Below are 22,450 nucleotides of genomic sequence, written 5' to 3' on the forward strand. Positions count from 1 at the left end.
GGAAAGAAGCTAAAAGAAACCATCGTACCATTATATCGACTTCGTTGGGCCTTGAGCCGGCTCTGGATTGAGCATCATCCATTCTTTTCTCTTGCTTTTTCTACCACCCCGAATTGTTCGAACATCGGTTCGAACAATTCGGGGTGACCCGTGGACATCACACACTACCTGGCTGGTTAAGCAAGCAACATGACTTTAGTCATGTTCAGGCACAATATTATTGTCAACTATATTCAATGTAGCTAATATGGACAGTGGTATGAGGAGTTGGGGAGGGAAGTATCGAACATTGCAGGCTGACGGGGATGTGTCAGTGTCAATGAATAAGCAAGAGGATGAGCTATGTCCACAAACCAACCGCCATTTCCAGGATATCCTGGTCAGCAGGGGCCGACTGTGCCTGAGAGTACAAAGTCCACAAAACAACTATTTCCTCCTCGTTTAAATCTGGGATTGGGAACAGGTCAGCCTGGATCACTGCCCGGCAATCCTCCTCGGTCAGATGCCTCGCCCTTTCAAGATATCTATCCGCCCTATCAGGCGGCTCCGCCGGCTGGAGCCTATGCTCCTGATCGTGCGATGGAAGATGTGACGGTCCCTTTCAATGCGGGTGGTTCACCTGGCAACTTCTTTGGCGGCAAGGGTCCACTTCAGAGCAGTCCGAGCCAGTTTGGAAATCCTCAGGCAGGCATATTCGCTCCAGGAACGCGCACTCCAACTGGCCAACTGGCGGCGCCAGGGATGCGTATCCCGACGGGCCAGCTGGGAAATTCTGCGACGGGAGCGCAGATGGGGGAATATAGCGGCAATACGGGTATGCTTACGCTGAATCAAGCTGTGAAGGTGGTCAGAATTCCAGTTGCGGGTAAGCCTGGAGAATTTAAGACCGGCATCCTGCCCGTTATCACGCCACCGTCAAGCGGTGCGCTTCCTCCGCCCTCCGCTAATAGCACTTTTGCCAGCAAGTCCAGGCGTAATGGAAAACTCATTTTGTTGCTGGCTCTGATATTCCTGGTTATCGTAGGAAGTGGGAGCTATTATCTGCTCCATATAGCAGGCTCTGCTTCCACCACAACAAGCGGCAACGGTCATTCTACGACGGGAGGAAAGGGTCAGGGTTCATCCGCCAATGTAGCAGCCACTGCAGCCGCGCAAGCTACCGCTACCACGGCCGCCTCGATTAGCTCCAGATTGATTGTCCGCGATTCCTTAGCCTCTTTATCGCGTAACTGGTCAAATGGTGAATTTAACCAGATAAATTACGCTTTCAAAGGCGGGGCCTATCATATTCGTCAGGATGGTCAATATTTCGGCTATGCTCTCATGCCATCTATAGAAGTACCGACTAGCTATACCTATAACTTAACCATGCAAAATATCACATATGATGCTAATAATGTGAATAACCTGAGCTTCTATGGTATGATCTTCAACTTTAAAAGCTATGGCAGTGGTAGCAACCAAAAATCCACCTTCTATATTTTGAGAGTCAATAATGGTGAAAATATCACGTATGAACTCGACAAATATGACGACCGGAACCTTGGCGCGAATGATTCCCCCTGGTCACAACTCTTCCCGGACAAAAATAATGCGGCTGGTATAGGAAAAGGCAACGGTAATGAATTCAGAGGACCGCATCAGAAGAATGACTATAGCGTTTCTGATAACAATGGAACCTTTACTTTGAGCGTCAATGGTATCAAAGTTGGCACCATCAAAGATACCTCCTTCTCCGGTGGTAGCATCGGTATGGGAGTCAGCCAGACCAAATCAGAGGCCGCCTTCTCAAACCTCGAGTTGTTGAGTAATTAGTGGATCACATCTCAACCCCTCGATCTGTTGCTTGATTTTAATACTATCGAGTAGGTCAGCTAGCAACCAAATAGTGGTCGGTCGTATAAAGGTATATTGACAACCGTGGTGGCGCTTAACACACGCATCTCATCCTGCCAGACCACTCTTTGATGCTAGCTGATCTATTGATTGAATTTGCCATCAAAAATGTTCGCTTTGAATGTGTTGCAGGTAGCTTTAGTCAGCCACGAGAAATATTAACATTAATGGCGTTCCGATAAACAGCAGGGCCAGCAGTGGGCTGTACCAGAAAGCTCCTAACCAGTTTAAATTGACGATGATTGCGTTTGGGACGCGCAAGACTTCGAACAGTGCCAGGGCTGCACCCATGAAGAATGCTCCTACAAACGAGAGTAGCAATACTTCAAATGGCTTTTTTAAGCTTCGAATTCCTCGCCCCAATAAGCTCCCAATCACTGCCAGCACCAGTATGGCGGCAATCAGTAAGAGCAGGCCTGTTAAGCCAGCTCCCGCATTGTTAGTAGCGGCAACAAGATTAGGGAATGTTATGGCTCCTGCAAGGGATAAGAGAAACAGCAGAATGATCACGACCAGCGTTTTTATCGCCAATGATCCAAAATTCATAGCACCTCCAGTGACAGAGAAATGTCGTTCAACAAGATAACCCTTCCATAGACTAATATACAATATTTCAGGCAACAATCTGTTTGGATCTCTGAAGCATATCCATTAAAAATTTTTAATTAGTCCATTTCAGTTTTAAGAATCGGAAGTGTATAAGGACGGTCCGACCTTACATCTAATGTAGCTCATAAACGCGAACTGGTCAATAAGTTAAAAATAATGGCTAGTAGGATTATGTCGGGTTTGTTCCTTTACACAGTTCCGCCAATCTTGAAGATGGCCTTCTCCTGATCGCTGATGCGTCTATCGCAAGCACCAGACATACTATTTCTCTACAAAATAGCACTCTTTTAAAAAGAATCTGGCAGTATCTGCCCTCGGCACAGATACCCTTGCAGATGGCAGAAGGTACTATGATCATGGGATCGTTACCGAAGGCAGGTTTTCTGCTGCGGATAGCTCGGAATAAGCGTTCATTTTCTTCGCACTTGCACTATCAACTCAAAGCTGCCAGGAAGATCATTCCGCCTGAACAATGGGACGACCTGCTAAGAGATGTTGGATTGGGACAATACAGTAAAGAAGAGGATTGGCCCCCGCTGGTTGATCAGTTTACCATCCCGCCCGAAGCCTTCGCCTTATTGGCCCGAGCTGTCATGTTTTCAAATCCCGGGCAACCCCTGCAACAGGTATATGATTGGGCCAATCAGGTTGAGGCAGATACGTTACAAAAGGCCGCCTTAATCTTCTTGATGCAGCAGATACCCAAAATCATCGGAGCGGATCGCACTATGCGAACCCTGCTCAACGTCCTGATGGGTGAGGTTGACAGCAGACGCGGCGAAAAGCTCACCGAATGGAAGCGCCTCCAGGACGGATCATTTATCTTTGTCTTCTACAGCAACATCTTTGCCTATAGTATAATGGGAGCTGAGCAATCCCAATGTGTCATGTGGCAATCATCCTTTGACCTCATACTAAAATTGGTGAAGCAACAACAGCACTGGCACATCCGCGAGGTGGAATGTAGTGCCCAGACTCATAGCGGTCACTGCGTTTTTATGATCTCCCCTCGCGTACCGCAATTACCCTGAGCTTGATGCGAGTCGACGTTTCATAGTCATAAATGTAGGAGAATTTTTGACCGACCTTGAGAATTTTCTTCAGCAAGATCCCGGTAGGATTTGATGGGCTATTGATGATCAGCATCCGCGTGCGCGGTGTGATCAGTTGCTCCAATTCATCGATGTTTGGGAGCCAGGTGGGAGGATAAAGTGTATAAGGGACCACTTCTCCTCCACAGCAAGAGAGTTGCGTTTGATATTGTGTCCAGCCGGGACTTGGTATCAGTACCTCGTCACCAGGATTGAGCAGGGCCGTTAACACAGGCGAGCATGCGTGAGTAATACAATCCCGACCAGGGTAGCTACGCCCAGGATGATGATTGCGCTTAAGGATAGTACAAAGGCATGCCCATATATCTGGGCGAGTTGCGTAGAGTGCGATGCCGTTGTTTTTCCTAATGCGCCAAAGAAGATTGTTCCAATTACGGCAATACCCAGCACATTTGCTGTCTGTGTTGCGGTTGTGAGCACACCAGAAGCAGCTCCTATGGGAACGTTGACCAGGAATACGTTGCGCCAACCCAACCCGAAGGCATCGCTACTGATGAGGAATCCTCCCAGAATCTGTGCAATGATGGAGGCCAGTCCCAGGGTGGCTCCATAGAGACCAAGGGCGATACCGCGCTCTTTTTGTGGGAATGAAATCTGTATCAATGCCAGGACCTGGGGCATTGCCTCGCCAAAGGAGCCTCGGTGCATCTGATGTTCGCTGAACTCCTGGGGAAAGAAGCGGGCTATTGTAAAGGGAAATGTGGGTCCATGCATATCGCTGACCAGAGCACTGGCAATCTGGGGCGAATGCGATTGTGGCTGGCAGTACTGGTATCGCTATGGGCGCTGCTTTTTCGAGCAAAATGCGCGGTACCGATCAGGTGACGGTTTGCTTCTTTGGCGATGGCGCGCTTGGTCAGGGCTGCTCTACGAAGTAATGAATATGGCTTCGCTCTGGAAACTCCCCGTGCCATTGTTGTAGATGAAGGCTATGAGCGCTATGGGGTGACCGCTGAAATCGCTTCGGTCATCGCCGATGGAGCTTTCTACTATCTCGATGCTCCTGTCAAACGCATGGGCGCGATGAATGTTCCTGTCCCTTTTTCTCCTCCGCTGGAAGATATGACGGTTCCTACTGCGACCTCTGTCGTTGAAGTAGCAAAAGCACTGTGTGGACGCCTGTAGCCAGGTAAGCAACGAAAGGAAAACATCATGGCAATCAAGACCTATGGGCTGATGGGTGTGGATTGGGAAGAGCGTACGAATTTTGAACGCCTCCGTACTGAGCGTCTGACGCGCATCAAGCGGCTTCTCAAAGAGTCGAGCATAGGAGCGTTGCTCTGCTTCGATATGAACAATATACGCTATATTACGGCAACGCACATTGGTACCTGGGGCATGGACAAATTGACACGCTTTAGCCTCCTGGCACAGGACGACGAGCCTATCCTGTGGGATTTCGGTTCGGCAGCGCGCCACCATCAAATCTATTGTCCCTGGCTGGGCGAGCGTTCGCGTGCGGGTATCTCTACGCAACGTGGGGCCATGTCACCAGAATCGGGCCGCGCAGAAGATGTGGCACGCAAAATTCGGATTGAATTGGAAGAACGTGGCTTGCTCAATGAACCGGTGGGCGTGGATGTTGTCGAACTCCCGGTGCTTTTCGCGTTACAGGCCGAAGGTATCAAGGTCGTAGATGGTCAGCAGTTAATGCAGCTAGCGCGTTTGATCAAGACTGTAGATGAAATTACCCTGCTCAGTACCGCCTGTATGATGGTCGATGCTGCATATGACGAATTGTATCGTGCTATGAGACCCGGCTTTCGTGAGAATGAGTGCGTTGGCCTGGTGAGTAAAGTGTTGTATGATCTTGGCTCCGAGCTGCATCCCCCAGCGCGCGTCGCTTAGCCTCTGAGCAAGGAAAAAACCTCGCCACTATCAAGGGAACAGGGCCGGACGGTGCCGTGCTCGCGGCTGATGTCCTGTCCGCTGCACCTTTCAAGCCTGCTGCGATGCTCCAGGAAAGTGCCTCAATAGATACAGTTACACCTATCACATCGGTAGAATCGATTGCGGCAAGCACCAATAGCGCTCATGACATGACACTGAGCACTGTCTGGCGCATTATGGCCGAGCGTACCACGCAAAGCTGGGCAAATGTGCCCCACTTCTTCCTCATGCGCGAGGTCAGAGCCACTCGACTGATTACCTGGCGTGAGCAAATCCTGCGACGTTCCTCTGAGAAAGTTACCTATACTGACTTGCTCGTGAAAATCGTCGCGACGGCATTGCGTACACATCCGCACTTGAATGCGACGTGGCGTGGAGACACTATCGTTTTGCAGGAAGAGGTCAATGTTGGGCTTGCGGTAGCTATTGAGGATGGGTTAGTGGTTCCGATCATCCATCAAGCAGATGATTTAAGCCTGAGTGGGATTGCGAAGCAGCGAACAGCTCTGGTGAAACGTGCCCAGGAAGGAAAACTGCGCCCACTGGATCTCCAGGGAGGAACCTTTACAATAAGTAACCTGGGTATGTATGGCGTAGATAGCTTTCATGCCATTATCAACGCACCTCAGGCTGCTATTCTCGCAGTTGGGCGTATTGCGGATCGTGTGGTTGCTATCAATGGTCAACCCTTTGTACAACCAGTCATGGTGCTCACACTCTCTTGTGATCATCGAGTTGTAGATGGAGCACGTGGCGCACAGTTTCTGGCTACGATAGCCGAATTAATAGAGGAACCCCTGGGACTTATAGGATGAACAGCGCGTACCCTTGGCAAATGCTTCGTCTTTTGGGCTGAGTGGTAATCTATGGACTGGCAATGTGGAGCGTGGACGTAGGCTCGCCCGCCGTATTGAATCGGGTGGTGTCTTCATCAATGGCATGACTGCCAGCGATCCGCGTTTGCCATTCGGAGGTGTTAAACGCAGCGGTTATGGCAGAGCACTTTCCTCCTTTGGTCTTCGTGAGTTCGTCAATGTCCAGACGGTCTGGTCTGGATCGGTCCAGCGGTCGCAACTCAGGTAACAAGTGAGTAACATAGCATGGCTTTTTGAAAACGTCGATTGATTTAGTGTGGGAGGGTAGGATAGTGTTGAATAAACATTTCCAATATCCAGATAATGGGAGTGACGGCGCTATATAAGAAGAGGTAAAAGGTGAGCAGGAAAATAGTGAAGAGGGTTGAGAACAGCAGTAGACTGTTAGCCTTCTGCCGATCTTTGAGCTCGGCCAGGATATTTTTGGCTAGCTTAAGCGGCTTGGTTAGCACATCCCAACTGTTGAAACGTAGAAATCTTCCGATGTAGATACCAACGTTCGAGAGGAAGAAGTAGGCTACGATGAGCGGCCAGGACAAGATTGGCGGCAAATAGAGATCTAGTATGCGATGAATCAAAAGCAGTGAGAAGCTTCCCAATAACACTCCACAGAGGGCCAATGAGAGGATTACGATTGTATCGAACCAGAATGGAACGGTGTTGACCTCTTCCTTGAGATGGTGGAACTCGGTGACCAGATAGGTTGAATTAGGAAAAAAGACGAACCAGATGCATAAGAGCAGGATTACAAGCCAGAGCTGGGAGGTAATTGAAGTTAAAAAGAAAAAGAGCGCGCTACTGACACAAACAATGGGGATCCAGGCTAGAAAAAGATTGAGTAGCATAGGCTTATAAAGCGGGTAAGGAAATATTCTGGCACGGGCAAATAGGAGTCCGACGGTTAAAATAGAAAAAAGGATTACACTTCCTAACATTGGCAAAAGAAGTGCTGTAGTAACAAACAACTCAAAATGTTGATTCATAATGAATAACTTCTCTTCTCTTCTTAACTATACGAACGATACTCCAAAGAATGTTTGTAAGTACAGGTACAATTAGAATAAATCAGGAGGTCAGAAGCCTTGCATTTTGTATAAGGCTAGTCCTTTATTATTTCAATCTACTTATAACGATACAATAGGAGCCCGGGTCTAACTAATCAAGGGTACATCGGTTCAGAAGTAATCTGCAATTATTACCCTCTTGAGCACACAAATGAACTATAAAGAATAACACGCTCATTGTCAATGCCTGAGCTCGCTTTTTTATCCAGTCTTTGTGTGACGTAGCACCGCATGTTGCTCTCTATACTCGGACATATCCAGTCTGATCAAGTGATCTTCTGAACCAGGATGTTCTATGACGAATAGAGATATCCCACCTGCTGATAGGTATGTCAAGATAAGTGGGATATCTATCGTGTGGTTTCTTCAATCAGTGCTCTGGCTCTAATTTGCAAACACAGCCTAGCGCTTTAATGTGCTGGTTGGCTGACGATCGGGTGCATGCATCAACCAGACGTAACCATCCTCAAGATTCGGTGCGAGCGGGGTTGCGGAAAGGTTCGCAGGTGGTGTGCCAACAATTCTATATTGCATGCTTGCGCCCATATTCATGGTTGAGACGATAACAAAATTTGGATTGTCCTGCGGCAATGGACCGGCGCTTGTGACGTTCCAGACCTTATTTTGTGTTTCATTGATGAGATCAGTCAGCGTTCCTTTAAAGATAACTTGTCCATTTCTCATCATCGCAATATTCTGGCTGGTCTGAGCGATATCTTCTACAATGTGGGTCGAGAGAAGAACAACACGGTTTCCACCCAGGCTGGAGAGTAGATTGCGGAAACGAATACGTTCTTCAGGATCGAGTCCAGCCGTCGGTTCGTCTACGATTAAAAACTTGGGATCATTGAGAAGTGCCTGTGCAATACCGGCACGCCGTTTCATTCCACCAGAGTAGGTTTTGAGTTTACGGTTCGCAACATGAGTCAGGGCTACCAGCTCTAGCAGCTCTTCAACCCGCTTATGACGAGCTTTTTTATCATTTAACCCTTTGAGAATACCGATATAATCCAGAAATTCACGTGCGCTAAGATCTGGATAGACTCCCAGGTCCTGTGGCAAATAGCCAAGGATGCGTTTGATTTCTGTGCGTCCTGCGGCTGTCATGCCATTATGCTCGCCAACATAAAGCTCGCCACTGGTACCGTGTAAGATTCCTGCGAGGATACGCATTAATGTCGTTTTACCTGCCCCATTTGGGCCGAGGAGGCCAAACATTCCATTGGGAATCTCTAAGTTTAATCCATTCAACGCATGGACATTACCACGATATATCTTTTCTAAGTTATTAATGCGAATATCCACTCTGTATGCTCCTTTACCTTTATCTCTACAGCAAATTGATTGTATCAATCACTCTTTTATGACACACTTTTTATAAAGAAATGGTGGTTTTCTTACATTTTTGCTTGCTGCCATTTTTGTAATTTGCTTATAATCAGAACCACAAGCAGAGAAAGAAAAACCAGTACCAGCAAGCTTTCAATGCCCTGAATGGCATTTGCTTTGGCTACAGGGAAGATACTGGTTCCGAAGAAGCCCAGGCTCATATAGCCGCCCGCTGGCGTGAGAATACTGGTACTCAACGTGGGAATGCCTTTAGGCTGATAGAGATTGCCCCAGAACCAGTATCCGACAAAGCCAATCTGGTAGAGTGGTACCCAGATAAAGGCTGGTAAACTCACAGAGAAGGCTCCCACAAAAAGAAGACCCGGAATGATGACTGCCGCGAATGTTGCCAGTGCCATTGGCAGTGCCACGATATTCCCCGTTAGCGCCACAATAATGCCGATGCCAATCAAGAACAGGAGGAGAATAGGTAGCGCGGTTGCTATCGAGGAGCCAAGAAATTTACCATAGAGCCGTGCTGTATGTGAACTGGGTGTCGCTGTCAATAGCTCATCAACACGGGTGCGTTTGTCTCTTTGCAGACGATCGGCCAGCAGAATTCCAAAGGCTACTGGCAAAATATAGTTGAGTAGATCGGTCCAGTACACCACAACGCGTAGAATCGGAAATTGTTTGAGATGTCCCAGTACATTGGTAAACTCTGGCACACGGGTCATGATGCCTATCATGAATAATTCTACGAGTAGCATTGCTACCCAGACGGTGGGCCGCTTACATTGCATTTTGAACTCGTAAGCGCATGCGCCCCAGAATACAGCGAATTTCTCATTCATTACTCTTCACTTGTCCCTTTCAATAAGCCCTCTGTATTGTGTAGAAGTAACCAACCAACCGGCAAAAGTATCAGACCGATCAATAGCACTTCAAGACGATTGACTGTCCAGAAGGTAATTTGCGGCGCCACGATCGTTGGGAATAGAAAAAGCGGTTGTAACCAGCTTGTTGTTTCGACCAGATGCGCCATGAAAAGCACCTCTACAATCCAGATTGCTCCAAGGATCGCACTACTGGCTGACCGGTTTCTGGTTAATAGTGATGCTACCAGCGCGACTGAGACAAACCAGAGCGTTGTGGCAATCCATGAGAACTGTAAACCGAGGAATTTTACCGCCGCATTGCTGTTTTTGAGCTGATCCGGAACAAATGTCAGGTGCGTGACCGTTGGAATAATTGCAGCAATCAATCCAATGGCAATGGACCAGAGCACAATGACGACCAGACGTAACAGAGAGGTATTATGATACTTTCTTGGCATGGTTAACTGTATCTCTAATGCCGGATCCTGCGTTGCTGATGTCGCTACCACAAAGCCTGTGACAATCGGCAGAAACATTTCAAATCCTGATGAGATGAAACGTTCTAGATTAACTCCCAGGAAGTGTAGTAAAAAAGCAAAGGCGATAAAGCCTGCTACGAGAGTAATGGGAATCCAGATAATCCGTCTTCCCATTACTCGCAGCTCATATGATATACGCGTAAACAAAGTAGTTCCTCCAGACTAAGATGCTAAAGACGTTGAATTGCATGTTACATTCTCGTGCTTTGAAAGCCAGGTGTTGGTGATATTTAAGGCCAGGGAGCAAAACCATTGATCGACGTTGAGTTGCTCCATTTGTATTGCGGAACACTGACCAAGTAGATGGTATGCCTGGCTAAAAATTTCGTTGAGAATCTCTTCCGTTGCTTTTGTATTGCCGATCAAGCAGTACACGACATTCTGGAAGCGTGGGCGGTACACATCTTCTATTTCATGGAAGGTTTTATCAAAATCGTTGCTTAATTGCATGATATCGATAGCCCATTTGCGGTCCATTGTATTGTGCTCCTCTTACTCATGGAGAGCGAAACAAAGCCATTAATTTGGGCTTATCTGTAATAAGCATTAGGACTGTGATACCGCGTCCCTGACGCATTACTGATATACGGAAGAAAGATTTTGCAAAACACTTCCTTCAGTATAACGGCATATTATGACTCTGCAATGCTCTCCAGTGCGTATTTTTATTACTTTCAGGAAGGAATAAAATTTATTGGCCGCAGTACTGGATCGAGGGTAGCTCGTCCTGTGAAATGATCTCGGCCATTGCAACCATGATTTTACGTGTGCCCTCAAATGGATCGCGGGAATGGGATACCATCATGTTATCTAGCATAATGACATCCGTTGCCTGCCATTGAAAGCGTACCGCTAACTGATCATACAGAGCATTTATTTCGTCCATGATAGCTCCTTCAATGGGGCTACCATCTCCGTAGTAGACGTTGCGTGGGAGATCCTTTTCATCAAACATGCTGAGTATAGAATCTCGTGTTGAGGCATCCAGACATGATATATGGTGTAGCTGTACCTGATTGAAGAAAAGCATCTCTCCTGTATGAGGATGACGCGAGACCGCATTACAGAGCTGACGTGTTGAGAGTTGATCATTCTCTTTCCACTCGTATTCGATACCAGCTCGGCGGCAATAGGCTTCGACTGCCGCTTTGTTCGCGGTTTGAAAGAACTGTTGCCAGCTGACATCAAGCCCATTGACAAAGTTGCGTACATATAGCAGTTTCTTCTCGCTCATTTTTTTTATGATTGCTGGATCGAGCTGCTGATAAATTTTGCGACAATCAATGATCGGTGTGGCTCCCCCTTTTTCGGCTGGCTTGACGCAATAGAAAAAGATTTTCATGGGCCAGCGATGCATATGCGAGCTCTCATTGTGGAAGAGGATGGATTTGTCGGCTGGATAGGGTGTGGACCCATAGACTTTGCTACCTGGATTTTCACGAGGCAGGTCGCCATATTCGTCAAAAAGCTCATTGCCAATTGTTCGGGCGAAATTCTCGAATTTTTCCGCGCTATCAAGATGGAAATTGCGGAAGAGAATGCCGCCATGGATCGCTAACTGTTCGCGGATATAGTCCAGGTTGTTACTGGCCCAGTTTGCCAGGTTGACACCCTCAATCGCGGGTTGAATGATGAGTGGCAGCGTGTTATCTGGACTGAAATAACTCTCCGTTGTCAGACGAATAGCTGTCAGATCAACTTCTTCACGTTTGCGCTGGATACTTTTTTTTAGGCTTGCTTTTGGTCTCATCGTGGTTGACATTGTGCTTTGATCCTTTCGTTGTTCGGCTATGTGTGTATAGATGACAGTAATTATGTAAAAGGGCGTGAATCCTGCTTTCGTCTCCAGCTTGCTATTTGCCTGGAATAGAAATTTCCTCACGCCGAGCTATTTTTAAATTCTTTCTCCGAATGTTGTTTTGCATTTGTATTTCTGCCACTTTACTGGCTTTTTCTTGCTCAGTCTGAAAGTCGAGTGCCTCAATTTGTGCCTCCGGATTGGCAATGATGCTCTGTAAGAGCACTTCAAAGCGCTGAATGAGGTTTGTGATCGTTTCGGGATTGAAGAGCGTTGTGCTGTAGTTGATTGAACCCTGGAGTCCTTGCTCGGTCTCAAACAGGAAGATGACGAAGTCAAATTTTGCTGTGACCAGCTCTCCTTGAAATGGACTTAGTGAGATACCTGCTGCCTGATCATAGGCGAGTGGGATGTTCTGCATCACAAAGAGTCCACGTACCAGTGGTGTGTAATTTTGTGTACGCTCTAAGTGCAGTGCGTCAACGAGTTTTTCAAATGGGAGATCTTGATGGGCATAGGCTTCGAGTACCATTTGTCGTACGCGTTTAAGCGCTTCTTGAAAACCTGGCTTGCCACCCAGATTGGTCCGTAGGACCAGCAGATTGACGAAGAAGCCTATCATGAGCTCAGTTTCACTGAGTGTCCGGTTTGCAATGTCTGTCCCCAACACAATATCTTCCTGATTGGTCAGACGATAGAGGAGAATATTGAATGCTGTCAGCAGTGTCATAAAGAGGGTGACATTCTCTGTTTGGCTCAGTGCTTGTAGTTGTTTGCTCAGTACGGCTGGAAATGCGAACGGTTGTGATGCTCCTTCAAAGACTGCAACTGGCGGTCGTGGGTGGTCGGTCGTCATCTCTAGTGCTTTTGCGCCTCGTAGTTGTTTCTGCCAGTATGCAATCAGGCGTTCCAGCTCTTTTCCCTGGAGCCATGAGCGTTGCCAGTACGCAAAATCCGCATACTGAGCTGGTAATTCTGCTAGTGGAGAGGGTTTGTCCTGGATATAAGCCTCATAGAGCGTCAGCATTTCACGTAAGAAAATACCTGCTGACCAGGCATCGAAGGCAATATGATGCACATTTGTCAACAAGACATACTCATTATGCTGTAGCTGGAGTAAAACAGTGCGTATTAATGGACTCTCTTCTAAATGGAAGAGATGTTGCCCTTCTTGCGTGGCGAACTCTAGCGCTTTTTGTTCGCGCTGCTCAGGAGGAAATGTACGCAGGTCAATATAGGGTAGGGCCAGTGGTTCCGCAGGTAGAACTAGTTGTAATGGGTGTCCATTGACTTCACGATAGACGGTACGGAGCACTTCGTGTCGGCGGACGATCTCATTGAGTGCACGCTGCAAGCTATCTCTATCCAGTTCACCATGAATACGAACAAAGACAGGACTATTATATGATGAACTTTCTGGCGTAAGTTGCTGCGCAAACCAGAGTCGTTGCTGGGCAAATGAGAGTTGCAGTGGATTAGTATGCTCAATTATTTGCATTGCTGGTTTGAGTATCTCTGGCTGATCCGTGGTATTTTGCTGTAGTTTTGTGATGTATTGGGCCAGAGCGCTAATGGTTGGTGCTTCAAATAAAGCACGTAGAGGAACCTCAATCTGCACGATTTGTCGAATACGTGTGATAACCTGGGTCGCCAGGAGTGAATGCCCTCCCAGTTTGAAAAAATTGTCTTGAATGCTCAGATTGCTTTTTCCCAGTATCTCTTGCCAGATTGTCAGCAGGTGTTCCTCAAGCGGGGAGTGCTCTTCTGGCTCCTGTATCTTCCGTAGCTTTACCTCGCGATGTATCTGTGGCAGCTCTTGTGTTGTAATGCGTTGTTGTAGTGCTCCAATCGTGCTTTCTGGCTCACGGGCAATTGCAGCTAAAATCTGCAAGAAGTGTTTTTGGATGGTATGAACTGTCTGTTCATCGAGGCGTTGTTTCTCATACACACAACGAATACTGATCTGTTGACCAGGAATGACCAGCAATGTTAGTGGATATTTTGTTTGTGCACCGACCGAGCGGATAGCATTCATCTCTAAAAGATGATCCTTCTTTTGCAGGATCGAGTTATCAACTGGATAGTTTTCTACTACCAGTAAGCTCTCATAGAGCGGCATTCCCCCTTGAATCTGGCTCCATTGATGCACCTTTCCGCCTGAAATATATTCAAACTGGCGTAGTTCAAGGTTGTATGCCTGTAGTTGTTGTAGCCAGGGCCATAATGGTTGCTCTGCTGATAGTGTGGCACGAACGGGTAATGTATTGATGCAGAGCCCTACCATCTTTTCGATTCCGGTGAGCTCCGGTGGGCGTCCAGAGACAGTAATGCCAAATAGGACATCTGTTTGTTGACTATACCGACTTAATAGGAGGGCCCATACACCCTGGAAAAGGGTATTGAGTGTAAGGCGTTGCTGGCGTACTCGTTGTTGCAGTTGTTCACTGGTATGGGTGTCCAGTTGTGTATCAAGCGTGCCAAATCCCTCTTGCGCATGTTCTGCCGCGTGATGAGAAGCAACCTTTCCCAATGGTGTTGGCTGTTGGATGCCCTGTAAACTCTTCCGCCAGAACTCTTCCGCTTTACTTTCATCCTGCTGCTGAAGCCAGGAGATATAGTCACGATACGGACGATGGGCAGTAGGTTGGTATGTTTGTCCTTTGATCAAAGCCTCGTAGCAGAGTAGAAAATCTTTTTGTATCAGGGAGCAACACCAGCCATCCATCAGAATATGATGATGTGTCCAGACAAACTCATAGGTTGTTTGGCTGGTTTGTAAGAGAGCCAGACGCATCAATGGTGGACGGGCCAGTTTAAAGCCGTTTGAACGATCTTGCTGAAGAAAATCCTCTAATTTGCTGGCTTGCTCTTGAGTTGAAAAAGCGCGCCAGTCTTTATACAGGAATGGAATCTCTACCTGTCGCATCACGACCTGGATGGGTTCGTTCTTGGAACCCCAGACGAAAGCAGTACGTAAGATGGCATAGTGCTGTGTAACGAGTTGCCAGGCCTGGACAAAAAGCTCTTGATGAATGTCTCCTTCCAATGTGCATATGAATTGCTCAATATGCAGGCCAGAACCAGCATTCTGAGCTGTCTCATAGAACATTCCTTGCTGCGCAGGTGAGAGCATATACATGGTCTCAACAAGTTTCTTATTCATGGTATGTATTCTCCTGGACCCTTATGAGAAGATGAACAATATCTGCTGGAAATCGTTGAGTTTGAGGATGGTTTTCGAAGACCAGGTAACTTTCAAATATTCTTTGTGCTAAGAATAATGGCTACGCGTTAGTGCGAACGTTATTTTATACGTTAAGTTAGAACCCCTGATGTGCTATTTGCGAGTTAACACTTAAATTAACAGCACCTCTAACGGAATAGTACGTACTATCAAAACAGCCACAGTGGCTCAAAAAATGAAATGCTTCACTGAGAAATATGAAAGGAATCTGGAATGTTGGCTATGCAAGAGGATGAAAAGGGATTTTATCGAAAGATCTTTCAGCGTTATCTACGGCCACAGATGGCTCAATTATTTCTTCTGGGCTTGCTGCTGTTGCTCAGTAGTGTGGTTGTTCTCGCGCCAGCACAGATCTTGCGCTTTTACATTGATGCCGCTCAGCAGAAAAATATGTTAACGATCTTGCTTTTGATGGCAGTCTTGTATCTGGTAAGTGTGATTATCGCTATGGGTGTCAATGTGTGGAGCACTTATTTAAGCGAGCGTTTAAGCTGGAGTGCGACGAATATGTTACGCGCAGATCTGATGCAGCATTGTCTGGACCTGGATATGTCTTTCCATAACGCTCACATGCCGGGCGAGTTAATCGAGCGTATTGATGGTGATGTCAATACGCTGGCGAATTTCTTTTCGCAGTTGATCTTACAAGTTCTTAATAATGCCATTCTGCTTGTGTGTACATTGGTTTTGCTGACCTTAACCGATTGGCGACTTGGGATTGTTTTTAGCCTATTTGCAGTTGTTACGCTATTTGCAATGGGGAAAGTGAGAAACATTGCTATCCCTCATTGGAAGGTGGCGCGTCAGGCCAGTGCTCATTTCTTTGGTTTCTTAGAGGAGCGCTTGAATGGCCGGGAAGATATTCTTTCTTCGTCTGCTACTAACTATGTGATGCATCGTTTTTATCAGGCATTGCAGCAGAGTTATAAGCTGGAGAAAAAAGCTGGTTTGATGGGTTCAACGCTTGGGGCGACAACCGTTATTTGCTTCACACTAGGTTATGTTATGGCTTTTTCATTGGGCACGTATCTCTACCAGCAGGGGGCAATTACGCTTGGAGGAATTTACCTTTTGTATCAGTACATGCTTTTGCTAGAACGACCAGTACAGCAGATTACCACACAATTGGATGAGCTGCAAATGGCGAATGCCGGCCTGGCACGCGTGCGTGAATTATTGGAGACAAGGAGTAAGCTTCTTGAAAGTTCTGCTGGTTCTTTACCGCGCGGACCGCTCCCAATTACGTTTGAGAATGTTTCCTTTAGCTATACCCCGGAGCGTAAAGTGTTGAACTCCCTTTCGTTGCGGGTTCCCGCTGGTAATGTGCTGGCTGTGATGGGACGTACCGGTTGTGGTAAAAGTACCCTTGCTCGGCTTTTATTGCGCCTGTATGATCCACATGAAGGGCAAATACTCTTTGGCACAACCCCCATCGCATCTGTCCCTTTGCAAAAGCTCCGGCAGAGTGTGAGCCTGGTGACACAGGATATCCAATTCTTTCATGCTTCTGTGCGGGACAACCTCACCTTCTTTGATCGTACCATTCAAGATGCCACTATCCTCAATGTACTAACTCAGATCGGCCTACTTGAATGGTATCGCAGTTTACCTGAAGGTCTCAATACACTTTTACAGGGTTCACAGGGCCTTTCGGCTGGTGAAGCACAGCTCCTGGCCTTGAGCCGCGCCTTCTTAAAAGATCCACAGATTGTGATTCTGGATGAAGCCTCTTCACGTCTCGATCCAATTACAGAGCAGAAAATTGAATTTGCCATCGATCGACTTCTGACCAATCGCACTGGCATTATTATCGCGCACCGTCTCTCTACCCTGGAACGTGCTGATCAGGTGCTGCTTCTCAAGGATGGTCAGATTGAAGAGCAGGGGATGCTCTCGGTATTGCGCCAGGATCGCCATTCTCACATTGCTCAGTTGTTTGTCAATCAGCAAAAGGAGATCGTTGCATGAAAACCTGGCAATATGCATTTCGCTTAATGAAATTGCAGCCCTGGCTCTATGCCTGGACTGGTCTATTACAATTGTTGTTTCTCCTGACTACCCTCGGCGAAGGATTGTTTATTCAGAGTTTTATTGATAGTCTGACCGGTCATATGTTGCTCGGGCTGAATATCTGGAGCATCATTGTTTTATTACTGGTCGCCCGACTGAGTAGTGTCGTGTTTATGGTGCTTGGTATTATGACTCAGACAACGTTGCGTTTCGCTATTACTATTCTTTTACGGCGTAATCTGTTTGTTCATATCTTGCATCTTCCTGGTGCACAACCACTCTCCGATGCTGCAAGTGGTGTTATTAATCGCTTTCGGGATGATGTTGATGAGGTTGTGCGTTTTATGGCGATGGCTTTACAAACGGTTGCCATGCTTATTTCAACTGCTCTGGCCCTTTCAATTATGTTTTCTATTAGCAGTGGCGTTACTCTGTTGACGTTCCTGCCTCCTCTTATTGTGACTGGTATGATGGTGTTGGTTTCCAAGAAGGTGCGGCAGTATCGCATTCTAAGCCGGACCGCGACCGGAAATGTAACACGGATTATTGGGGAGTTTTGTCACTCGGTACAAGCGATCCATGTTGCCAACGCGCAAGCAACCGCCATGACCCATTTTAGAGAGCTCAACGCTAAACGCCAGCAAGCCTCAGTTAGTGAGCGACTTTTTACTGCTATTCTTGAAGCCATTTCTGGTAATCTGATCTACCTCAGCATGGGTTTGATTCTACTGGTTATTGCTCAACCTTTGCTGGCTGGAACGTTTACCGTCGGCGATTTTGCACTTTTTATGTCTTATCTGGTTTTTGCCACGCAAATACCGCAGGTCATTGGCCTCTGTCTCGCCTTTTATAAGCAAGCAGGAGTCTCATTTGAGCGGATGCTGGCATTGATCCAACAGCCTCCTGCCGCTCTGGTTGAAGTTGCTCCACTCTATTTAAAGGGCACTATTCCACCTGTACGAGAGATTGTGAAGCAACCAGCGGATCAATTTCAAGCATTGCGCATCAATAATCTGTCCTACCAGTATCCCGGTACAACCTATGGGATACAGGAAATTGATTTACAGATTCAACCTGGTTCCTTTGTTGTGATTACTGGACGCATTGGCGCTGGCAAAACGACATTATTGCGCACATTGTTGGGACTCCTTCCTAAGGATACAGGCGAAATTTTCTGGAATGATACCGCTATCACTGATCCTTCTTCATGGTTGGTCCCGCCGCGTTGCGCTTACACTAGCCAGGTTCCACGGCTCTTTAGCGAGACTGTAAAAGACAATATTCTTCTGGGTCAACCAGAGGATCCTCAACAACTCCAGCACATACTCTATCAAGCTATCCTTGAGGATGATATCCCTACCTTAGGACAGGGATTAGAAACCAATATCGGGTTGCGTGGCGTAAAGCTCTCTGGTGGTCAGCAGCAACGTACCGCCGCCGCTCGGATGTTTGCGCGACAAAGTGATCTGCTCATCTTTGATGATCTTTCGAGTGCTCTGGACCTTGAGACTGAGCAGCAACTCTGGGAACGCCTCAGTGCCCAAAAACGCTATACCTGTCTGGTCGTCTCCCATCGTAAAGAAGCTTTCATACGAGCTGATCATATCCTCGTGCTAAAAAAGGGGAGAATTGAGGGTCAGGGAACACTAAATACTCTATTAGAGAATTGTGCAGAAATGCGTAATCTCTGGTCTGGCTATGAGGAAGAAGCCATCCCTACTGTTGTAGCGAGCGCTTGATCGGAGGAATGTGGCAGCGTCTCGCAAACCATCTCGATCAAGCCTGTTTGTCGGTTGTCTGAGCACTGACCGTTACGGTTGCGAGATGGTCTGCGAGCATTTCTATCGTTGGATATGTATAGAATGCTCGTACTGGAATGGCGTAGTTGAGTTGTTTCTGCAAATTGATTTGTAGTATATGAAGGTTGAGTGCTTTACAGCCCAGCTCAAAAAAATTGTGTTGTGCCTGAATATCTTTTGTATTGAGTTCAGTACAAAGTAGATCGATCAGGATCTGTTGTAATACTGGACTATTTGAAGTGTCGTGACAATGAGAGATTGTCTGAAGGTGTCGCAGCATATTTCGTTTGCACCTTTATAATCTGATCGGCCCTTTCATGGTCCTGTTGTATGTCTCTATTGAGAGTTGTTAAGACCTGGAAAGAGCCGCATCAATATTTGTTGGATAAAAAAAGGGTAGTCGCAGGCACTGATTAGTGCGCTGATGCCTCCATCTTCTTGCGCAAACTCAGAGGACGCATATCTGTCCAAACTTCCTTTACATATGCCAGACATTCATCTTTTAAGCCATTTTTACCGGTATCTTTCCAGCCAAGAGGAATAGGAAGATAATCTGGCCAGATCGAATATTGTTCTTCATGATTGACGACGACACGATAGATGGTGGTATCTTCATTTTGCTCACGGCTCATTGCGAGTGAACTCCTTCCGCTTGCTAGCTCTCATCTGGTATTTTCTGTTGTAAAAAAACGCTCTACGAGAGAGTCAATCTTTGGGCGATTTTTTAACCTTAATGGCTGCTGCGCCCGACTCATGTACTCTCTTCACAATGAAGTTTACAATCAAATAGTGTGCGAGCTATGCTTTAAGTGGCCCATTTCTTTTACCCTAAAAGGTGTACAAATTATACTCCAAATTAGCTGATGTCATGCTTTATTGCTGTATATTTGTTGCGATTGCGTACGAGGCGTTCTTTGAGTTGGCGATAAATAGGATATCCATTCTGTTTAAAATTACAAACCCAGGGCAGTCGGTCAGGTATGTGCGATTTGTTCAACATCGGTTGCATACCCAGTTTCTGGGAAAGCCTCGCCCCTTCTGGTGTTGTTGTGACGGTATAGATATGCTCAATGCAATATCCATTATCTGACAAATGCAGTATGAGATCGGTATAGTACAAAATGAGTAACCCTGCATAGAAATTGCGGAGGTGCGCTGGCAGTTCTGGGTCCACGACGATGACATCAACATACACGTCGAATGGTTTTTGTTGCGAGAAGGCTAAGACGTGCTCAAGGGAAATATCTCGTTCAATGCATGTTCCACACAGGAGACTATCTTGAAACTCAGGGGTAAAGCAAAATAAAGAGAAATATCCTACGACACGCTGGTGGATTTTTAGAGAATGGAAGGAATAGCTGTTTTTTTCTTGCAGGCGGATCCTTTCAGTCAATGGTGTGATGTAGGTACTGCTAAAAAAGCGAATACCAATCTCCATCTCTTCTTCCTGGTCGCTTTTGCTGGATCTCCCAAAGGAGATATCTTGTGTGCTTTGCAATGGTCCTCTCCTTCTTTGTTTGAATGTTCTTCTCTTTTCCCCATATGCCACGCTTTTTAGCGTGTGCCTGCTTCTAATTGATGCTTTCCTAAAAAACAAGATAACCATCGATGCTTGTATTGGATTTATCATGCACGAAGTGGACAGAACTTTCTCGTGAATACGCGAGATCCATTGGAGAAAAAAGCGTTTTGGGTTTGTGTTGTAAGGTGAGGATACAGTTGAGCTGTATCCTCACCTTACAACACAAATATTATCAAATGCAGTAGGTGCACACTGTCAGGAGAAAGAGTTTGTGGCTGGCGTTACATAAAAGAATGTGAGCCTGCTTTCCTCTGGTAGATGACGTTTTGTTGCTTACGATGCAGCATTACGTTGGCGGTCTTCATAGGACTCAACAGCAAGTTCAATCAGCCGCTCTAGTAGATCTGGATAAGCAAGGCCACTGGCTTCACATAATTTAGGATACATGCAATCTTCTGTGAAGCTTGGCAGTGTATTCACTTCGTTGATATAAATGTTTTGTGTCTCTTTTTCTAAAAAGAAATCGAAACGGGCCAGGCTGGTTAAATCCAGGGCCCGAAAAGCTTTGATCGACTGTTGCTGGATCTCATATGTGAGATTGTCGGAAATCTGAGCCGGAATGATCTTGGTTGAGGGCTCGATATATTTGGCATGATAGTCATAAAAATCACATTCATCGCGAATAATGACTTCCCCTACAACCGATGCTTGTAAATCTTCGTTTCCTAAAATGGCGCATTCTACTTCCCGACAATTAATAGCTTTTTCGACCAGGATTTTATGGTCATAGAAGGTTGCCAGGTGTGCCGCTTTCCGAAGTTCTTCGCGTGAACGGACCTTACTGACGCCGATGCTTGAGCCTCCATTCGCTGGTTTGACAAAGCAGGGATAGTCAAAACGCTCCTCTATGTCATCCAATATCGCTTCAGGATTGCGCTCCAGTTCAGCGCGACGATAAGCTTTGTAGTCAACTACTGGAAGGCCAATTGACTGTAGTATTTGCTTTGTCTTTTCCTTGTCCATGCTGATTGCTCCTCCAAGCACTCCGCAACCAACATAAGGAATTCCAATCATCTCTAGTAAACCTTGTAGTTTTCCATCTTCTCCATACGTGCCGTGTAGCAATGGGAAAATTACGTCGATTTTTTGTGTGACCGAAGAAAGAGGATGCTGCATAATTGGGAGACCATGTGTGGATATATCCACTACCTGTGTGTTTGGCGATTGCCCTTGAAGGGGAGGGTGATGTATCTGGTCTGGATATGCTCCTTGTAATTCATACGGTGTTGTCTGCGTCATCCATTGACCTGTTTGAGTAATACCTATTGGTACAAGATCGAATTTCTCTCTCTTCAAGTGTTTAAGAACAGATGCTGCTGAGGCGAGCGAGGCTTCATGTTCAGAAGAACGTCCACCAAAGAGAATACCAATAGAGAGTTTCTTTGTCATACTTCAGGCCTTCCTTAATCTGAAGAAAGAATGAAAAATGGCGAAATTTTTCGTTCGTTACGTTTGACTAGAGATGGTAAATAACACTGTACTATATCCATAGTAGTTGAAGAAAAATGGGAATTAACCGTACCAGCAGTATCTTTAATGATTATACTGAACCATACCAAAGTCTGTCAAGGGTTTTCCGTTGCAATTTGTGGCAAAGATGCTAAAAGTCTCAAAAGTCTCAAAAGTCTCGTTTATCTTAGAAGGTGTCAGGCTTCCAGTCCCATCGGGATCTTGCTACTGACTTGTAGGCAGGCACTTGCGCGCCTGCGCCCTTATGAGTCATCCCGGATTTTCGGGAAACATTTCTAGCACCTAAATGATGCTAAAACCTGAATTGTTTCTAAATCCGTCGGGAGAATACTTCCAAGAACGGGATGGGCATCAT

General features: G+C 46.5%; 19 protein-coding genes and 3 pseudogenes. 8 read left to right on the forward strand and 14 right to left on the reverse strand.

Annotated features, from left to right (window positions below; translation table 11 throughout):
* Positions 1–342: 342 nt before the first annotated feature.
* Positions 343–1,815, forward strand: coding sequence for a hypothetical protein (locus tag F1593_RS04130; protein ID WP_149400287.1), 1,473 nt, complete (start codon positions 343–345; stop codon positions 1,813–1,815).
* Positions 1,816–2,034: 219 nt separating this feature from the next.
* Here F1593_RS04130 and F1593_RS04135 read toward each other — a convergent pair whose 3' ends face one another.
* On the reverse strand, positions 2,035–2,442 hold the full coding sequence (locus F1593_RS04135; RefSeq protein WP_149400288.1) for a hypothetical protein: 408 nt from the start codon (positions 2,440–2,442) through the stop codon (positions 2,035–2,037).
* Positions 2,443–2,861: 419 nt separating this feature from the next.
* On the opposite strand from F1593_RS04135, the gene F1593_RS04140 reads away from it, so the two are divergent.
* Positions 2,862–3,536 carry a hypothetical protein gene (locus F1593_RS04140; RefSeq protein ID WP_149400289.1) on the forward strand — a complete coding sequence of 225 codons (675 nt, stop codon included), beginning with the start codon at positions 2,862–2,864 and terminating at the stop codon, positions 3,534–3,536.
* On the opposite strand, the gene F1593_RS28170 is transcribed toward F1593_RS04140, so the two are convergent.
* Together F1593_RS28170 and F1593_RS29710 are read right to left on the reverse strand one after the other, a co-directional pair.
* Positions 3,502–3,828 (reverse strand): aminotransferase class I/II-fold pyridoxal phosphate-dependent enzyme, encoded by a 327-nt coding sequence (locus F1593_RS28170; RefSeq protein WP_172631846.1) that lies wholly within the window; start codon positions 3,826–3,828, stop codon positions 3,502–3,504. The genes F1593_RS04140 and F1593_RS28170 overlap by 35 nt on opposite strands.
* Positions 3,822–4,331: an MFS transporter gene (locus tag F1593_RS29710; RefSeq protein ID WP_149400290.1), complete on the reverse strand. Its 510-nt coding sequence runs from the start codon at positions 4,329–4,331 to the stop codon at positions 3,822–3,824. The genes F1593_RS28170 and F1593_RS29710 overlap by 7 nt, the downstream gene beginning before the upstream one ends.
* On the opposite strand from F1593_RS29710, the pseudogene F1593_RS29780 reads away from it, so the two are divergent.
* The 4 genes and pseudogenes from F1593_RS29780 to F1593_RS04175 form a co-directional block, all read left to right on the forward strand.
* Positions 4,233–4,742: pseudogene (locus F1593_RS29780) on the forward strand (thiamine pyrophosphate-dependent enzyme); the annotation flags it as partial. The gene F1593_RS29710 and the pseudogene F1593_RS29780 sit on opposite strands and share 99 nt — an antisense overlap.
* A gap of 27 nt (positions 4,743–4,769) precedes the next feature.
* Positions 4,770–5,438: pseudogene (locus F1593_RS04165) on the forward strand (M24 family metallopeptidase); the annotation flags it as partial.
* Positions 5,439–5,656: 218 nt separating this feature from the next.
* Positions 5,657–6,322, forward strand: a complete 666-nt coding sequence (locus F1593_RS04170) for a dihydrolipoamide acetyltransferase family protein (protein WP_371873793.1) — start codon at positions 5,657–5,659, stop codon at positions 6,320–6,322.
* Positions 6,321–6,590 (forward strand): annotated as a pseudogene (locus F1593_RS04175) (aldehyde dehydrogenase family protein); the annotation flags it as partial. The gene F1593_RS04170 and the pseudogene F1593_RS04175, both read left to right, overlap by 2 nt.
* Positions 6,591–6,633: 43 nt before the next feature.
* Here the strand turns inward: F1593_RS04175 and F1593_RS04180 are convergent.
* The 7 genes from F1593_RS04180 to F1593_RS04210 form a co-directional block, all read right to left on the reverse strand.
* Positions 6,634–7,365, reverse strand: coding sequence for a DUF1361 domain-containing protein (locus F1593_RS04180; RefSeq protein WP_149400293.1), 732 nt, complete (start codon positions 7,363–7,365; stop codon positions 6,634–6,636).
* A 483-nt stretch (positions 7,366–7,848) separates the two neighbouring features.
* A complete protein-coding gene (locus F1593_RS04185; RefSeq protein ID WP_149400294.1) occupies positions 7,849–8,751 on the reverse strand; it encodes an ABC transporter ATP-binding protein in 903 nt (300 codons plus the stop codon).
* Positions 8,752–8,843: 92 nt separating this feature from the next.
* Positions 8,844–9,629, reverse strand: a complete 786-nt coding sequence (locus F1593_RS04190) for an ABC transporter permease (RefSeq protein WP_149400295.1) — start codon at positions 9,627–9,629, stop codon at positions 8,844–8,846.
* The gene (locus tag F1593_RS04195) at positions 9,629–10,339 is read right to left on the reverse strand and encodes a hypothetical protein (protein ID WP_149400296.1); all 711 of its coding nucleotides are present in this window, start codon (positions 10,337–10,339) and stop codon (positions 9,629–9,631) included. Before F1593_RS04195 ends, F1593_RS04190 begins: the two co-directional genes overlap by 1 nt.
* Positions 10,340–10,354: 15 nt before the next feature.
* Positions 10,355–10,669 carry a hypothetical protein gene (locus tag F1593_RS04200; protein WP_149400297.1) on the reverse strand — a complete coding sequence of 105 codons (315 nt, stop codon included), beginning with the start codon at positions 10,667–10,669 and terminating at the stop codon, positions 10,355–10,357.
* Between the two features lie 214 nt (positions 10,670–10,883).
* Positions 10,884–11,954: a TauD/TfdA family dioxygenase gene (locus F1593_RS04205; RefSeq protein ID WP_149400298.1), complete on the reverse strand. Its 1,071-nt coding sequence runs from the start codon at positions 11,952–11,954 to the stop codon at positions 10,884–10,886.
* 91 nt (positions 11,955–12,045) lie between these two features.
* On the reverse strand, positions 12,046–15,153 hold the full coding sequence (locus tag F1593_RS04210) for a condensation domain-containing protein (protein WP_149400299.1): 3,108 nt from the start codon (positions 15,151–15,153) through the stop codon (positions 12,046–12,048).
* 294 nt (positions 15,154–15,447) lie between these two features.
* Between F1593_RS04210 and F1593_RS04215 the strand changes: the two genes are divergently transcribed.
* Together F1593_RS04215 and F1593_RS04220 are read left to right on the forward strand one after the other, a co-directional pair.
* A complete protein-coding gene (locus F1593_RS04215; protein ID WP_149400300.1) occupies positions 15,448–17,202 on the forward strand; it encodes an ABC transporter ATP-binding protein in 1,755 nt (584 codons plus the stop codon).
* On the forward strand, positions 17,199–18,983 hold the full coding sequence (locus tag F1593_RS04220) for an ABC transporter ATP-binding protein (RefSeq protein ID WP_149400301.1): 1,785 nt from the start codon (positions 17,199–17,201) through the stop codon (positions 18,981–18,983). Before F1593_RS04215 ends, F1593_RS04220 begins: the two co-directional genes overlap by 4 nt.
* Before the next feature lie 37 nt (positions 18,984–19,020).
* On the opposite strand, the gene F1593_RS04225 is transcribed toward F1593_RS04220, so the two are convergent.
* From F1593_RS04225 to F1593_RS04240, 4 genes are all read right to left on the reverse strand, one after another.
* On the reverse strand, positions 19,021–19,323 hold the full coding sequence (locus F1593_RS04225; RefSeq protein ID WP_149400302.1) for a phosphopantetheine-binding protein: 303 nt from the start codon (positions 19,321–19,323) through the stop codon (positions 19,021–19,023).
* A 133-nt stretch (positions 19,324–19,456) separates the two neighbouring features.
* Positions 19,457–19,675 carry an MbtH family protein gene (locus tag F1593_RS04230; RefSeq protein WP_149400303.1) on the reverse strand — a complete coding sequence of 73 codons (219 nt, stop codon included), beginning with the start codon at positions 19,673–19,675 and terminating at the stop codon, positions 19,457–19,459.
* A gap of 224 nt (positions 19,676–19,899) precedes the next feature.
* Complete coding sequence (locus F1593_RS04235; RefSeq protein ID WP_149400304.1) at positions 19,900–20,541, reverse strand: hypothetical protein; 642 nt, start codon at positions 20,539–20,541, stop codon at positions 19,900–19,902.
* Positions 20,542–20,898: 357 nt separating this feature from the next.
* Positions 20,899–22,014, reverse strand: a complete 1,116-nt coding sequence (locus tag F1593_RS04240) for a D-alanine--D-alanine ligase family protein (RefSeq protein ID WP_149400305.1) — start codon at positions 22,012–22,014, stop codon at positions 20,899–20,901.
* Between the last annotated feature and the right edge of the window lie 436 nt (positions 22,015–22,450).

The organism is Dictyobacter arantiisoli (assembly GCF_008326305.1).
In the GTDB taxonomy this organism is placed as follows: domain Bacteria; phylum Chloroflexota; class Ktedonobacteria; order Ktedonobacterales; family Ktedonobacteraceae; genus Dictyobacter; species Dictyobacter arantiisoli.